At 53.8% G+C, this 15903-nt stretch carries 11 protein-coding genes and 2 pseudogenes; 11 read left to right on the top strand and 2 right to left on the bottom strand.

Going from position 1 to position 15903, the window contains the following annotated elements:
- Positions 1-53 precede the first annotated feature (53 nt).
- Both BUA54_RS18110 and BUA54_RS21900 read right to left on the bottom strand, forming a co-directional pair.
- Positions 54-383 (bottom strand): hypothetical protein, encoded by a 330-nt coding sequence (locus BUA54_RS18110; RefSeq protein ID WP_072858675.1) that lies wholly within the window; start codon positions 381-383, stop codon positions 54-56.
- Between the two features lie 107 nt (positions 384-490).
- A pseudogene (locus BUA54_RS21900) lies at positions 491-595 on the bottom strand (c-type cytochrome); the annotation flags it as partial.
- A gap of 507 nt (positions 596-1102) precedes the next feature.
- Between BUA54_RS21900 and BUA54_RS18105 the strand changes: the two are divergent.
- The 11 genes and pseudogenes from BUA54_RS18105 to BUA54_RS21415 all read left to right on the top strand — a co-directional run.
- Positions 1103-1939 carry a hypothetical protein gene (locus BUA54_RS18105; protein ID WP_143155508.1) on the top strand — a complete coding sequence of 279 codons (837 nt, stop codon included), beginning with the start codon at positions 1103-1105 and terminating at the stop codon, positions 1937-1939.
- A 3-nt stretch (positions 1940-1942) separates the two neighbouring features.
- Positions 1943-2590, top strand: coding sequence for a Fe2+-dependent dioxygenase (locus tag BUA54_RS18100; RefSeq protein WP_072858673.1), 648 nt, complete (start codon positions 1943-1945; stop codon positions 2588-2590).
- Positions 2591-2789: 199 nt separating this feature from the next.
- Positions 2790-3350, top strand: coding sequence for a recombinase family protein (locus BUA54_RS18095; RefSeq protein ID WP_072858672.1), 561 nt, complete (start codon positions 2790-2792; stop codon positions 3348-3350).
- Between the two features lie 170 nt (positions 3351-3520).
- Positions 3521-3697, top strand: a pseudogene (locus tag BUA54_RS21835) (type II toxin-antitoxin system RelE/ParE family toxin); the annotation flags it as partial.
- Between the two features lie 99 nt (positions 3698-3796).
- Entirely contained in the window at positions 3797-4126 is a 330-nt protein-coding gene (locus tag BUA54_RS21600; RefSeq protein ID WP_072858712.1) for a helix-turn-helix domain-containing transcriptional regulator, read from the top strand.
- A 131-nt stretch (positions 4127-4257) separates the two neighbouring features.
- Entirely contained in the window at positions 4258-7053 is a 2796-nt protein-coding gene (locus BUA54_RS18080; protein ID WP_245810789.1) for a class I SAM-dependent DNA methyltransferase, read from the top strand.
- On the top strand, positions 7050-8144 hold the full coding sequence (locus BUA54_RS20970; protein ID WP_143155507.1) for a hypothetical protein: 1095 nt from the start codon (positions 7050-7052) through the stop codon (positions 8142-8144). Before BUA54_RS18080 ends, BUA54_RS20970 begins: the two co-directional genes overlap by 4 nt.
- On the top strand, positions 8072-10219 hold the full coding sequence (locus BUA54_RS18075) for a DEAD/DEAH box helicase (RefSeq protein ID WP_245810788.1): 2148 nt from the start codon (positions 8072-8074) through the stop codon (positions 10217-10219). The genes BUA54_RS20970 and BUA54_RS18075 overlap by 73 nt, the downstream gene beginning before the upstream one ends.
- Positions 10212-11402 carry a GIY-YIG nuclease family protein gene (locus tag BUA54_RS18070; protein WP_072858670.1) on the top strand — a complete coding sequence of 397 codons (1191 nt, stop codon included), beginning with the start codon at positions 10212-10214 and terminating at the stop codon, positions 11400-11402. Before BUA54_RS18075 ends, BUA54_RS18070 begins: the two co-directional genes overlap by 8 nt.
- Positions 11403-11544: 142 nt before the next feature.
- Complete coding sequence (locus BUA54_RS18065) at positions 11545-15507, top strand: ATP-binding protein (protein ID WP_072858711.1); 3963 nt, start codon at positions 11545-11547, stop codon at positions 15505-15507.
- A 208-nt stretch (positions 15508-15715) separates the two neighbouring features.
- Positions 15716-15903, top strand: a 188-nt coding sequence (locus tag BUA54_RS21415; protein WP_218588309.1) for a hypothetical protein, incomplete at its 3' end; no start/stop codon positions are given.

Raw genomic sequence — 15903 nt, 5'->3', positions numbered from 1 at the left:
GTCATGACGATACGAAAAAGCGCAGGTTCAGGGTGCCTGAAGCACCCGTCCCATCAAATCTTTGGCGGTTTACGCAAGCCTTCCATGGCATACTGCTGGCGATCGTTCTGCCTCACCGCCCGAAAGCTGGCAGGCTCTGACAACAGATAACTTTGCGAAAGCGCGAGGGTCGGCTCCGCAACGTATGGCATGGCACGACACTGTATCGAGGAGACGCAGATCGCGTTGCACTCCGGCATGTCCGGGCAGTCGTCAGGGCAGCAGTCTTCCTGCATCGCCATCATATGAGACGAACTGTCAGCTGAAATCGACGCCTGATTGGACTGCGCCAAGCCCAGACCGATCATCAGTACCAACAGGAAAAGGCGCAGATTTTGCCACATGAAGCATCCTATGGGGGAAACCCTGCGATGCGACAAGACACGTTGTGCTGAACTCAGATGCAGCACACCCAGACCTAGGCGGCGTTTTGGATCAGTGGGGTGCCAAGGCCGCTTTCATCGTGCGGGGGCGCGGGCATGCGGCCGGTGTCCAGATGACGACGCCAGTCAAGCTGACCTTCAAGGTTAGTGTCGTGACAAGTGGCGCAGTTCTTCTCCTAGACGGCTTTTCCCTGTACGATCCAGTCTGCGATAGGCTGCGCAGACTGCATCTCATCATCCGACGTCACCCCGTCGTTCTGGGTCTGTGCCAGAGCTGCGATCCCGTAAGTGCTATGGCCGTGCGTGTCGCCACTGATCAAAGGGCCGGCTTCATGCAGGCCGCCGCAGATATTTGATCAATGCCATTACGCTCAGGACCAACACCGCCCCTACCACGAGCATAAGGACGCCGCACCCTGCCATCATCAAGCCGGTCATTGGACCATTCATCATATCAGTCATTTAAAACTCACTCATTTGAATCGACAGAAACGCCGTCGGCGTTGAATGCGTAGATATTCAGGATCCGCTTTTGCCCGTCATGCCTTACGGCAGGAAGGGGTAGATTTTAACCCCGGTATGACTGATGCCATGAGCACAGCGCAGACAGTGTGAGACCACGTCGCCCGCGCATAACTTGCTGGCCACCAAGCGCCGACCTGATGTTTTCATCATAGATATTGACCGACAGTTTCTGTCAGATTAACGATGTTAAAACGTTGAAGGAGAGTTCCATGACTATTCCCCGTCCTGTCAAGCCGCGCCAATGGGGTGCGCTGATGCTGACCACGGTTGCGTTGACCCATGCGACGGCACTGCCCGCACAAACTGCTGTACCGTCTGTGACGACCACTCCCGGTATCGAAGGTGGTGAAGGGGGCGAAGGAGGAGAAAGCGGTGCCGCGCAGTCCACGACCGACGCGCAGAGCAACCTGAACACGCTGGCAAAGGTCGACGGCTACTTGCGGGCCGGAGTAGAAGTGTACCGCCAAGGCCATGTCGACAAGGCTGCATCTCTTGTAGCAGAGGCCCGCAAAAAGATCTCCGACGACTTGGGCGCGGACAGTGATACCGATGTAATGACGCCCACCGACGGTCTGACCAAAGCCATCACTGACGCGGAACCTGTGGCCGATGTCGAAGCCGCTTATGCCACTGCGCAGACCGCGATCGCTGAGGCGATGGCGCATCATGCCGTCAGCGCTAAGGGTCAGTTGACCGCTGTCTATGAACTGCTGACCGCCGCAGCGGAAGAATACGATGACAGCGTGACAGACGGCAAGATCGTCAACCCGATCGCATGGGAAGAGGCGCATGGCTTCACCCTTGTCGCCGCTGACATTGCCCGGCGCTTGGCCGACGGCGGGGTGACCCCGGCGGCTGAAACCGCGCTCGCCGCGATCCAGCCCGCGCTTGACGCTTTCGTCTATGTCGACGCCGCACCGCAACTGCTGGACGCTGCGCTTCTGCCCGCCGCCGCCGCACAGGTCGAATTCGCCGCCCTGACGGTGAAGTAAGCTATGTTCCTGACCATCCCTGATCTTCTGACGGCGGCAGAGGTTGCGGCGATCCAGCAAGCGGCCCGCTCAATGCCCTTTGGCGACGGGCGGGCCACCGCGGGGCGCTATGCGCAAGCGGTCAAAGCCAACGACCAAGCGAGCCCTTCACCCGCCTTGGATGCCTTGAACGAAAAGGTCAGCGGTGCGCTAACTAGGCATTCAGTCTTTGCCAGCGCTGTACGGCCCCGGGTCATGACCCGGCTGATCCTGTCGCGCTATGGCCAAGGCCAGACCTACGGCAGTCATGTCGACGATGCGCTGATGCAGGGCCTGCGGACCGACGTGTCCTTTACCTTGTTCTTGTCGGACCCCGACACCTACGATGGCGGCGAACTGGTTGTTCAAGACACTTTGGAGGATCGGGCGATCCGCCTGACACCGGGCGGCCTTGTGATTTATCCCTCGAGCTCGCTGCACCGGGTTGCCCCGGTCACACGCGGCACGCGCCTTGCGGTGGTCGGCTGGGCGCAAAGCTGGGTCAGATCGGCAGAACAGCGCGAGATTCTGTTCGATCTGGACCGCAGCATAGTCGCGCTCGACGCGGGCGAGCTGCGCGAGACCCTGCTGAAAACCAGGTCCAATCTGTTGCGGATGTGGGCCGCATATTGACTTATCGCTGCCGGGACCGTCAATTCGGGCTACTCACAAAGGTGTTAGTTCCGTAAAATTTGCGTTTAATGGACAAATACTAGGCCAGTCCGACAACGTCCCTACAACGGGTAACTGGACAACTTGATTTTTGGATGAGTTTGCGGACAGATGGATCTGGAGGGGCTGATTATAGCGCCCTCAAGCCCAACGGATTGTCATGTCGCTCATTGGATACGCCCGGGTCTCGACCGCTGAACAAGATCTTGCCCTTCAGCTCGACGCTTTGAATGCCGCCGGGGCTTCCCGCATCTTCGAGGACCGCGGTATCTCCGGTGCCAAGACTGAGCGACCGGGGCTTACCGCCGCACTTTCGTTTCTGCGAGAAGGCGACACAATGGTTGTCTGGAAACTTGATCGTCTAGGTCGGTCGATGACACATCTGCTGCAAACCGTTGCAGAACTTGAAGGTCGCGGTGTTGGCTTCAAGTCGCTAACGGAAAATATTGACACCACCACGCCGACTGGACGTCTCGTTTTTCACATCTTCGGGGCGCTTGGCCAGTTTGAGCGCGATCTGATCCGCGAAAGAACGAATGCTGGGCTAGCTGCCGCAGCTGCGAGAGGGCGCAAAGGTGGTAGGCCTATCGCAGTCACAACCGACAAAATTCTTCGCGCCCGCGAGCTCATGGCGTCAGGTCTAAACGTGCGCGAGGCGGCCGCACGCATAAAGATCAGTAAGTCCGCACTCTATGCAGCCTTGAAAAAAGACGCGATGTAAATTGTCTACAGCCACACAATGGGCGGGGCAGGGGAGGGTCACAACCAAACGCAATGCGTTAAAGTGAGACGTGGTACAAATTGACATATAGTAACACATATGTCACCAGTACTTCTTATGAACGAACTCGTTATCTACGTCACCGAAGCGGGTAAGGCGCCGTTCGCCGATTGGTCGACCGACTGGACACGGCCGCCGCCTTGAAGGTTAAAATAGCCTTGGCACGGATCGAGACTGGAAACCTCGGAGACGTGAAGCCTGTCGGAGAAGGTGTATCGGAGCGGCGCATCACCTTTGGCCGAGGGTATCGGGTCTACTTTGGACAGGATGGAGATAAGCTTGTAATCCTGCAGTGCGGCGGCACCAAGCGGCGCCAACCACAAGACATTAAGCAGGCGAAGGCCATTGGGACGACTACAAATCCCGAAAATCAAAAGGAGACTGACATGGCACTCACCAGAAGTTTCAAAGAGACGATCAGGGCCCGCGCCGATCGGGACCCTGTGTTTCGCGTGGGGTTGTTTAAGGAAGCTATCGAAGCGCTGCTGAGTAATGATCTGGAAACCGGCAAGCTGCTGCTGCGGGACTACGTAAACGCGACCGTTGGCTTCAACGCCCTGGCTCAAGACATGCAGATGGATCCGAAGAGCCTGATGCGCATGCTGAGCACCAAGGGCAATCCTCGGGCGGACAATCTGCTGGCAATGGTGGCGCGTCTCAAGCAACGTGAGGGCGTAACGTTTACAGTAACCCAAGGAAGCGGTTTTCACGCCTGATCAGCATTGCAAAATATCGCCTTAATAGCATCTAACTATTCAACAATCTCGTGGCCTGCGCAGGTAGAAAACCCGCAAGGCCGACACTGCTGCGACAGTTATGACTTCCGGCAAACCAAGGAACAACAGTCATGAACGCTGTCGAAATCGAGCAAGCTATTTCTGAACTTGCGGACCAGCCCTTCGACGCTGAAGAGTTTCCTTATGCCTTCCTATTGGCGTTCGGAAACAAGGACACGACCATCAAGCGCCTGCGCACCGGCGCGTCGAATAAGTCAGACATGGGCGGCGTTCTTCAAACCAACAACATTCACCTTGCGACCTGCACCGTAGGAAAAGTTGCCGCGACGCTGGACGCTCTCAAGTCCAGTCCCACCACCACCCGGGCCAAGGCGAAATTCATCCTCGCCACCGATGGCATCGACTTGGAGGCCGAGGACATTACCACCGGCGAAACCATTGCCTGCAACTATACGGATTTCCCCGATCACTTCGGCTTTTTCCTGCCGCTCGCGGGCATTTCGACCGTCAAGCAGATCCGTGAAAGCGCCTTCGATATCCGCGCGACGAGCCGTCTCAACCGGCTCTATGTCGAGCTGATCAAGGACAATCCCGTTTGGGGAAAGGCGGACAAAAGCCAGGACATGAACCACTTCATGGCGCGGCTGATTTTCTGCTTCTTTGCAGAAGACACCGATATTTTTGCCAGCGATCACCTCTTTACCGCGACGGTCGACAAGATGTCGAACCGTGACGGGTCCAACACGCACGAAGTCATTGGCGAAATCTTCCGCGCAATGAACACACCCCTCGCAAAAAGAGGTGAGACTACGTTGCCTCGTTGGGCTGATGCTTTCCCCTATGTGAACGGCGGTCTCTTCTCCGGAAACACTGATGCACCGCAGTTCTCCAAAATTGCACAGCGCTACTTGTCGCATATCGGGGGCCTCGACTGGACTCAGATTAACCCAGACATTTTCGGCTCAATGATCCAGGCCGTCGCTGATGATGAAGAACGTTCCGCCTTAGGCATGCACTACACGTCGGTGCCAAACATCCTAAAGGTGCTGAACCCGCTATTCCTCGACGAATTGACAACTGAACTTGCGGCGGCAGGAGACAACTCGCGGAAATTGGCCAATCTGCGAGCACGTATGGCCAAGGTTCGCGTCTTTGATCCCGCCTGTGGATCGGGCAACTTCCTTGTCATCGCCTACAAAGAAATGCGCGCGATAGAGGCAGAGGTGAACCGCCGCCGAGGTGAGGCCGACCGTCGCACCGACATACCGTTAACGAATTACCGGGGGATCGAACTTCGGAGTTTCTCAGCAGAGATCGCACGCTTGGCGCTGATCATCGCGGAATACCAATGCGACGTCACCTACCGCGGCCAGAAGGAGGCTCTGGCCGAATTCCTGCCGTTAGATGCGCATAACTGGATCACGTGTGGCAACGCTCTGCGGCTTGACTGGCTGTCGGTTTGCCCCCCTACGGGGACAGGCGTGAAGTTTCAGGCAGATGACCTCTTCATGTCGCCACTGGATCAAGCTCAGATTGACTTCGCGAACGAGGGCGGTGAAACATATATCTGCGGAAACCCACCGTATCTTGGTAACAAACTGCAATCATCGGAACAAAAGGAAGATCTTAAAGCAGTTTTTGAAGGTCGGATAGATGGATGGAAATCGCTTGATTATGTAGCTGCGTGGTTCATGAAGGCTGCTGATTACGGTACCCGAACGAAAGCAGTTTCCGCTTTTGTAACAACCAACTCCCTCTGCCAGGGTCAGCAGGTTCCGATACTTTGGCCCGCAATCTTTAGTGCCGGACAACAAATCATATTTGCTTATACTTCATTCAAGTGGGCAAATCTTGCCAGCTACAATGCGGGCGTAATCGTGATTGTTGTCGGCATTTCAAACACAAGCTCAGGGCTGAAACGTCTATATTCGCCCGACTCCAAAGGCGCGGTACTTGAAAAAACTTGCACCAATATCAACCCTTACCTTGTCGATGGGCCAAATTTGGTAGTGCAAAGTCGACGTGAACCACCCAAAGACGCCGCTAATATGTTATTTGGCAATATGCCGCGCGATGGTGGCAATCTGATTGTGTCACACGAGCAGAGAACAGAAGATGGCAAAACGGATCCAATCTTTCAGTCATATTTGAGGCCGTTCGTTGGGTCCGAAGACTTTATTCAGGGAAAAATACGTTACTGTTTATGGATAGAAAAAGACCAATATTCAACATCATTAGAATCTCCCCTGATCGCGCGGCGCTTGAAAGAGGTGACCCATATGCGCTCAGAGAGTAAAGCCAGCTCTACTCGCGACTTTGCAAAAACTCCATATCGGTTTGTACAAATACAGGGAAGTGCTAACAAATACACATTTATTATTCCTCGGGTTAGTTCCGAACGTCGTTATTACTTGCCTGTTGGCTTGCTAAATAAAAGTTCCGTTATAGCCGATAGCGCTTTTGCTATTTATGATGCACCACTTTGGAATATGGCGCTGATCGCTTCACGCCTTCACTTAGTCTGGATTGCAGCCGTTTGCGGAAAGTTGAAAACTGATTACCGTTACTCAAACACCTTAGGCTGGAACACATTTCCTCTACCGATACTCACTGAGAAAAATAAAGCTGACTTAAGCGAAGCGGCAAATCGAATTATATTGACTAGGGAGCATTATTATCCGGCTACAATCGGAGAAATATATGATCCATCCAACTTCGAAACAAAGTTTCCCCTGGTTCAGAAAGCACACAGCCAAAATGATGAAATCCTCGAACGTATTTATATCGGAAGGAAATTTAAAAATGATACCGAACGTCTCGAAATATTATTTAGTCTATACGCTGACGTAAATAGAGGCAACCATCTTTTTAATAATGCCTCTTCGGGTGGAAAGGCAAAAACATGAGCAAAATTAATTTTATCGCACAGCCCGCCGCGCGAACTACGCTTGACGCCATTGAGGAAATTTCAAGAATAAGTTCGCCAACTAAACTTGATGTAGCAGCTGCCTATATAACATCCAGTGGGACCCGGGATCTTTTGAAATGTCTTGATGCGACGCTCGGGAAGGATTGGAGTAAAGTAAAGAAACGATGGATTACGTCATTTGATTATTGCCGTACGCAGCCAGTCGCTCTAGAAACATTATTGTCATTACCTGCATCGTTAGTACGAGTATATGATGCGCATTTCTGCCTCGCGCACGATGGAATGCCGCAGGTACCTTTCCATCCTAAAACTTTCCTCTTTAGGGGTGCAGACATAGATTATGCCCTTGCTGGCTCCGGTAATTTGTCTCGATCTGGATTGTCCAAAGGGGTGGAGGTGGGTCTTACACTTGCAGTCAGCCGTGATAAACCAGTGGAGAAGACTTCTGCGACTTCTATAAATGCTTTAAACCAATGGTTCAAAGCCACCTGGGATGATGCTGTGCCATTGGATGCAGCACTATTGAAAAAATACGTTAAGCTTTTTGAAAGTGTGCCGAACCTCGCACAGCCTTCCGCGACTGAAGATGACCTTGCTAGAGGCGAAATTACTAAAGGTGCTCTCACCAGTAAAGATCTGCAAAAGCTTAGAGTTTGCACTCATTTCTGGGTTGAAGCGGGAAACATCACTAGGAACCGCGGCCTCCACTTGCCTGGCAATCAACTTATGATGAAACGTCTTTCTCGTGTGTTCTTTGGGTACGATCCGACTGCCTTACAAGAAAATACTGTAATAGGAAGCGTAGATATATCCTACAGCGGAGGTCCATTCGCCTCATATACACTATCATACAGTGATAACAAAATGGATAAATTAAACCTTCCCATGCCGGGCACTATCGGCCCCGCCGCATATGACACACAGTTTTTACTATTTAAAGAGGTCAGCGCTCATATGTTTGATCTTACAATTGGCACTAAAACAGATCAGTTAAAGTGGCTGAAGAAAAGCAAAGCTATCGGTGCAAATTTCAAAATGACGAGTGGTCGAGAATGGGGGGTATTCTGATGGAAACTCAATCAGAAAGCAGCCAACCGAGACAGGCAATCCCATCCGTCTCCGTCACTTACGCCACGACTGGCAGAGACCAAGCGCCCAATGAGATGGGCATGCGAGCGATGCAGGAGCGCGCTTACGAGAAGCGTGGTGAACAGTATTTGCTGATCAAATCGCCTCCGGCTTCGGGAAAGTCTCGGGCGCTTATGTTCATAGCGTTGGACAAGCTCCAAAATCAGGGCGTGGAGCAGGCGATCGTGGTGGTGCCGGAAAAATCTATTGGATCGAGCTTTAACGATGAGCCCTTGAGCAAGTTCGGATTCTGGGCCGATTGGGTGGTCCAGCCACACTGGAACCTGTGTAATGCGCCCGGCGGTGATGATGGCAAGGTTGGAGCAGTTGGCAAATTTCTTTCTAGTGCTGACAAGGTTCTGGTCTGTACCCATGCCAGCTTTCGCTTCGCCGTAGACAAGTTCGGGATTGAAGCCTTCGACGGCCGGCTGATTGCGGTTGACGAGTTTCACCACGTCAGCGCTAACCCCGAAAATAAGCTGGGGGCACACCTGGGCGCACTGGTCGCCCGCGACAAAGTACATGTGGTCGCCATGACCGGATCGTATTTCCGCGGCGATGCCGCTGCGGTCCTGTCGCCAGAGGATGAGGCGAAGTTCGACACTGTCACCTACACCTACTACGAACAGCTGAACGGCTACAAATATCTGAAGACCCTCGACATCGGATATTTCTTCTACTCTGGCTCCTACGCGGACGACATCCTGAAAGTCCTCGATCCGAACGAAAAGACGATCCTCCACATACCCAATGTGAACTCCCGTGAAAGCACCAAGGACAAGCATCGCGAGGTCGAACATATCATTGACGCCTTAGGCGACTGGCAGGGGGCAGACCCGGTGACGGGCTTTCAGCTTGTCAAAACGCCAGAAGGGCGGGTGTTAAGGATTGCCGATCTGGTCGACGATGAAGCTGCTAAACGAGACAGAGTATCTGCTGCGTTGAAGGATCCGGCGCAGAAGAATAACCGCAACCATGTGGACATCATCATCGCACTTGGCATGGCAAAAGAGGGATTTGACTGGATCTGGTGTGAACATGCCTTGACGGTTGGTTACCGTGCCAGCCTGACCGAGATTGTGCAGATTATCGGCCGGGCGACCCGCGACGCGGTAGGCAAGACCACTGCGCGGTTTACCAATCTGATTGCCGAACCCGATGCGTCTGCGGAAAATGTCACCGAGGCAGTCAACGACACGCTCAAAGCGATTGCGGCTAGCTTGCTCATGGAGCAGGTACTGGCCCCGCGGTTCAATTTCACACCCAAAAGCCCAAAGAGCGGGCCGGTCGAAGGGTTTGACTACGGCGAAGATGGCTATGACCCCACCAAAACAAATGTTGGGTTCAACGAGACAAGCGGCCAGTTCCAGATCGAGATCAAAGGACTGGTGGAACCGAAAAGCAAAGAAGCCAAGCGCATTTGCCAAGAGGATCTGAATGAGGTGATTACCGCCTTCGTCCAGGATAAGACCACCATCGAACGCGGCCTGTTCGATGAAGAGCTTGTGCCGGAAGAGCTGACGCAAGTGCGGATGGGAAAGATCGTCGCCGCAAAGTTCCCCGAACTTGCGGCCGAGGATCAAGAGGCGATACGCCAGCATGCGGTGGCCGCTTTGAACCTTACCCAAAAAGCGAAAGAGATTGCAGTTACCAGCAAGGATGATTCCCAAGCGAGCGGGAACACCGCCCTGATCGACGGGGTGCGAAAATTTGCGATGGACGTGCGCGAGCTCGATATTGATCTGATTGATCGGATCAACCCTTTCGGCGAAGCCTACGCGATCCTGGCCAAGAGCATGAGCGAAGAAAGCCTGAAGCAGGTCGCTGTCATCATCTCTGCCAAGAAGGTCCAGCTCTCCCCCGAAGAGGCGCGCGACCTTGCCCGTCGCGCCGTCAAGTTTCAGCAAGAGCGGGGCAGGTTGCCTTCGATCTTGTCACCGGACCCATGGGAAAAGAAAATGGCTGAAGGCGTGGCATATCTCGTCCGCATGAAGCAGGAGGCCGCCAATGTCTAAGGGATTCACAGACGACGACGACGCCCTACTTGCAGAGCTTGGTGTTGAGGTCGAGGTCAAGAAGAACGTCAGCCGTACACCACGCGAAGAACGCATCATTGCTGGGTTTGAAGAGATATTGAGTTTCACCGAAGAACATGGCCGGGCACCGCAGCATGGTGAAGACCGCGATATCTTCGAAAGGCTTTATGCTGTGCGGCTGGATCGGATCCGCGACATACAGAATTGCCGCGAACTGGTTGCGCCGCTGGACAATCAGGGCCTCCTGGCCAACGTCCCAAAAACTAAGGCCATGGAAACAGATGATCTTGACGACGACGCCCTGCTCAACGCGCTGGGGATCGAAGTCGCTGCACTACCGATCACCGAACTGAAACACGTGCGCTCGACGGCCGAAAAGAAAGCTGCCGATGAAATCGCAAACCGAGACAGATGTGAAGATTTTGCGACCTTTAAGCCGCTCTTTGAGCAGGTCCAAAAGGAGCTGGCTTCCGGATTGAGGGAGACACGTCCGTTCGAGATGAAGGCTGAAATCGAAAAAGGACGGTTCTTCATCGTGAGTGGCCAGAAAGCCTATGTCGCCGATAAAGGTGAGACGATCATCACCGATCAAGGCCGCACAGACGCCCGGCTGCGTGTGATCTTCGACAACGGCACAGAGAGCAGCATGCTCATGCGCTCACTTCAGCGCGCGCTGAATAAGGACGAAGCCGGACGGAGGATCACCGATCCCACGGCGGGACCATTGTTTTCAGACCAGACCATCGACGGCGATGAGGCAAGTGGTACAATCTACGTCCTGCGGAGTAAATCCGATCACCCGCTGGTAGCAGAGAACCGCAACCTGGTTCACAAGATCGGCGTGACTAACATGAGCGTGGAGAAACGGATCGCCGGCGCACAGCTTCAGCCGACATTTCTCATGGCAAATGTAGAGATCATCGCGACCTATGAGCTGTACAACATCAATCGGACCAAACTCGAAAATCTGATCCACCGAATCTTTGAACCTGCGCGGCTCGATGTTGAAATCATGGATCGTTTTGGGCGACCTGTGATGCCGCGAGAATGGTTTTTGGTACCCTTATTAGTGATCAACGACGCTGTTGAGAAGATCAAAGACGGGACAATTTCAAATTACACCTACGATCCGCAACAAGCCAAATTAATTCACATAAGGTAGTCAAATTTAGGCCTTTGCAAACTTTCGATCAGTTTGGCCGCACTCGCCAAAGCGGTAATTCCAGCACCACGACCCACACGGTCGTGTCGTAAAAGCTATATGAAATGTGAGCGTAGCTCATCAATTTTCGGAGACTTTGCCCGTGTCGATAGAGATTGTAGATCTAACCCTGGACGAGGTCGTTCAACATTTAGCAGCCGGTAATGCTCTGCAGGTTTCTGATGGTGTCGATTTTTCCCTTCCCATGCAAGACAGCCGTAACTTGCTTGTGTTCTACGATCAGAATCGGAAGGCCTATTGGAACCCCGAAAAGGATACCAGTATCCTAGATGGAGAAATTGATCGCTTACTAGAAGCGCTTGATAGACCCGCCCACGCAATCGCTCCGGCGACGCGACCGACGGGCCAACAACAACGCTGGAAGTTAGTCGGGATTACAGCACACCGTTTCCGCGGACTACATCGCCATTGCGATGACAGGGGCGGCGACCCAAAGCCCTTTACGCTTGAATTGTCTCAGCAGGCCAATTTGTTTCGGGGTTTCAACGGCGCGGGTAAGACCTCAATGATCAGCGCTATTTGCTGGTGTTTGACGGGATATGGCCATCGTTCACAGGGACTCCCCTCGCCATTGCATGTCCCAATCACTGTCCAGATCAAAAACGGAAATTCGAGCGCTGAGCCCAACGCAACATTTGAGCTACCGCCAATCGTGCCGATCCCCACAGAAAAAGAACTACTCGCCGTCGATGGGCTGCCCCGGGTCGATACTTGGGTGCGATTAAAGTTTCGGTCCCTAGTCAACAACAGCGAAGTCGAGGTCGAGCGCCGTCTTGAGCGAGACGGCAAAAAGAACTTCAAGACCACAGCTGTTGGACTCGCCAAACTTGGACTGCCGGAACTGGCGCTGCAGGTTGGTACCCTGATGCCGGGGGTTGCTGCGGCGACCCGGTTTGATGACAAGACGACTTTATCGCAGGCAATATCGACTTTGACTGGCTTGCGGCCATTAGCCCACTTCGGGAGCCGCAGCATCCGCCTCCACGATCGCCTGACTGGAAAGTATCCTAAGCTTGCAACCGAGGAGAAAGAGCGATGCGAGGGCGATGCCGCCAAGCAGGTGACTACGTTATGGGATCTTTTAAAGGAAGGCGAAGGACTGCCGGATCTGTCTTGCGTCTCCGCCCCCAAAGAGACCGCCCCCGATAATTGGAAGGACGGTCTAAAGCAAGCCGAGGATCTTCTACGGGCGGCCGAAGATCAAGCTGCTGCTGATGCCCGACTAGTTCTAGGTAAACTGCCGCAGCTCACAAACGATAGCGAGATCAGACGCTTCGACGGGGCTATTAAGGCTGCGGAGAGTTGCTTTGGCAACGCCGCGTTGAAGGGACTGCCGTCAATGCAGCTCGCGCATAGGCTTGGCGAGATGAGCGATGACGACCTAAGCAACGCTGAGACTGTGATGCGGGACATCGAGCAGGAGGCCGCGACTCTCGTCGAGCATCTTTCGCATGCAGAACGTGCTGATCGCGTTCGTCTGTATGGCTTGGTGGCGAAGTGGCACGATACAGCTCATCCGGGCCATGCTTTCACGGCCTGCCCAGTTTGCGAGCGCGACCTCCTTAAACCCGGGGCAATCCCCATTGACGCCATGCTAGACAAATCGGTGGCTCAGGCGCTGGAAGAAGCCCGCAAAGCCGATACCACGATGCTGAAAACGGCGGCGGAGTGGGAGCGCGACATGAAGAAGGGCCTGCGTGATCAATTGCCCGAGATGCTCCGCCGGTTCGTTGATGACGACGTCCCTGACGATCTGGCCTCGGTTTACGGGGCAGCCTTGTCGAAGGAAGTCTTCCAGCTTGCCGAGTTTCCGGAGCTACTGAAGCCAATGGCCAAGGGGGTCGCTGCCCTTTGCACCTCGGCTTGGAGAGATGCTCCCGATCGCGAACCATTACCTGGAGTCAATCTGCCTGTTGAGATTCCTGACGAAGAGAAGCTGCGCGCTGCGATACGACGCATTCGACGAGCGATCTCGCTTTCAAGATATCGCGCCACCAATGCCGATTTTGTGAGAAGCGCTGTTGTAAAAGTTCTGCGCGCCGAATTGAATGAAATCGCAGTTCCGGCCAACGACAGGAGTATCCAAGGACAATTGAGTGTCCTTAAGGCTTACCTCGATGCAGCCACTGTCTTTGCTGGTATTCGCCGGCAACTGAGTCAAATCCAAGAAACCTGTGAGCGGTGGGCCAAGGCCCGGACACGACTTGAGAAGTTAGCGCGGGCGGCCGAAGCCGTCGAACCATTTAAGGACTTTCCAGATCTTGTTCACAACCAAGTCGCCGGGCTGATTTCGAACCTCCAAGAGAAGGCGACGTTGTGGTCGCAGCGCATGTATCGGGCACATTTTGTCCAAGCACCGGAATATGCCGGGCTGGACTCCGCCAAGAGTGACGGTTTCACGTTCTTGGCAGCTCAAGGAAAGCATTTGGTGGAGGCACATCACGTTATGAATGCCTCGGCACTTCGCGCCTTCCTCTCTGCATTTGTACTGGCTCTTTGGCAACAAGTCTGGTCCAGATCTGGCGGCATTTCGACCTTTTTGATGGATGACCCCCAGGACCTACTAGATCCCGGTAATGTCGCGAACTTAGCTGCCACAGTGCCATCGTTGATGGCCGAAGGCATTAATCCATTGATCGTCAGCAACGATTTTGGTTTCATTCCGACCGTCGAGGCGTTTGTAGCTGCAGACAAGCGAGCGGCTGGTTTGGCACGGACTGAAACGTGGGAATTCTCTGCCATCTCGACATCAAAATGCACAGTAAGTCTTGCTCCGGTTGCGGACGAGGTGCGAGGTCGGTGCGAAAAATGGCAGAACACCGACCCAAACGACACGGGTCTTGCCCGAGAGTTTGTCCATCCAGTGCGGGTGCGCACAGAGATTAAGCTATGGGACTTGCTCGCTTCTGATCCAGCAGTCCTCCATGACCCGACGATGGGTGATCTGCTTGGTAAAATTGCGAACGCCTGCAATCGTGGTGAAAAACCGTTTAACGAAGAGCCATTTCGACGGCTGTTAGAACTGCAGCCGCTGAAGCCTGGGGCTCCCTATCGAGATGTCATCAACAAAGCACACCACGGGCGCGCTGATCAGATTACGCCAGCCGAGGCCGAAATTGTCAATCTAGGCTATAATGATGTATTCTCTGCGATTGATGCCTGTTGGCTCGCTTACGCAAGATTCATGGGAAGGTTGCCGCCAGAGGAAGCTGTCGCTGAAGCTCAGATGGCTGTCCCCGCTCTTACTCTCGTGCCGCTGCGAACTGACACGATACCAGTCGTTGGCAGACTGGCCGCACGTGCTGCCGGAGCTCCGCTTACCAACATCGATCAAGCAGAGGACCATCTAGACCTGTTATCGCTTGGTGACATTTCACTGTTCGCTTTGAGGGCACCTACACTGGGAATGATAGCTTTTCCTGGTCAAACACTAATAGTGTCAGCGACAGCGGAGGTGAAAAATGGCGATCTAGCGATTGTTCGCACTCATAGCAAAACCTATGCAAGGAGAATTGGACTTGATAAGTCAGATCGCTCGCGGATCGCCCTGGAGTCGATGCCATCGACAAACCCCCGCGTCCCGCAGACCCACTTTATTCAGCGTAGCAGCGCAAACCTTAGCAAGGTGATTGGCGTGCTATTCGATGAAAGCAAGGCCACGAAATCGCAGGACGAGGCAATTGAGACTGATTGTTCGCCGATCCTCAGACAGGTCGTCGCTGCGGCTCGCGTCGTGGGCGACAGTGCTTTCCCTGTGGCGCTGGACGCGGGGCATATCCTCTTGGGTCCCGCGCCCAACCTTGCGCTACTCGATGGGCGTATCCTAGCGATTGTCACCAAGGCCGACGAGTTTTCTGGGGAGTATTTCGCCTATCTCAAGCGACTAGGAAAACCGATGCCAGGGTCTGAAACCATCTACTATCTTGAAAACGTTGGTCAGGCTGGCGAAGGAGAGTTTATACAGTTTCCGGTACGCGGCCAGCCGCTCAGTCCAAGGATACCAATCGTCGAACAAACTTGGAAAGTTCTCGGCACTCTTTTCTAGCTGACCGTGGAACCACCATTTCGTCAACTCGTAGGCGGCAGTCTATTATAGATAAGTTAACCCGTACAATGCTGCGGTTGCGAAACTAGCTGACCGATAGACTTGAACATATATTACATAATTTCCCTTATGCGATAAGTCAGCATTACTGACGTACGGGGTAGATTTTGCTCACGATAGAGCCCCTACGTCGCATATAATGAGCGCTATGTTGTGCAAATCATTCTGCGCATTGCGCGGTCTATTTTTGCGCTTAAAGGAGGCCTTCGCGCTCCGCCTTCTTGCGTGCCAGCTTGCGCTGCTGAACCGCGCCGGGTTTGCCAGAGACTTGAAACCTGAGAAGGATGAGAGTCATGGAAAAGAGCAAGATGGCCAACCGCTATTCACCGGAGGTTC

The sequence above is a fragment of the Loktanella atrilutea genome (assembly GCF_900128995.1).
GTDB lineage: Bacteria > Pseudomonadota > Alphaproteobacteria > Rhodobacterales > Rhodobacteraceae > Loktanella > Loktanella atrilutea.
Note: the sequence above shows the minus strand (reverse complement) of the source record. Positions and strands in the feature narration are given on the sequence as shown.

What these genes read in the sequence shown, in the direction of transcription:
- BUA54_RS18080 (WP_245810789.1), top strand. Translation starts at nt 4,258, where the DNA reads ATGAACGCTGTCGAAATCGAGCAAGCTATTTCTGAACTTGCGGACCAG.
- BUA54_RS21600 (WP_072858712.1), top strand. Translation starts at nt 3,797, where the DNA reads ATGGCACTCACCAGAAGTTTCAAAGAGACGATCAGGGCCCGCGCCGAT.
- BUA54_RS18070 (WP_072858670.1), top strand. Translation starts at nt 10,212, where the DNA reads ATGTCTAAGGGATTCACAGACGACGACGACGCCCTACTTGCAGAGCTT.
- BUA54_RS18110 (WP_072858675.1), bottom strand. Translation starts at nt 383, where the DNA reads ATGTGGCAAAATCTGCGCCTTTTCCTGTTGGTACTGATGATCGGTCTG.
- BUA54_RS18100 (WP_072858673.1), top strand. Translation starts at nt 1,943, where the DNA reads ATGTTCCTGACCATCCCTGATCTTCTGACGGCGGCAGAGGTTGCGGCG.
- BUA54_RS20970 (WP_143155507.1), top strand. Translation starts at nt 7,050, where the DNA reads ATGAGCAAAATTAATTTTATCGCACAGCCCGCCGCGCGAACTACGCTT.
- BUA54_RS18095 (WP_072858672.1), top strand. Translation starts at nt 2,790, where the DNA reads ATGTCGCTCATTGGATACGCCCGGGTCTCGACCGCTGAACAAGATCTT.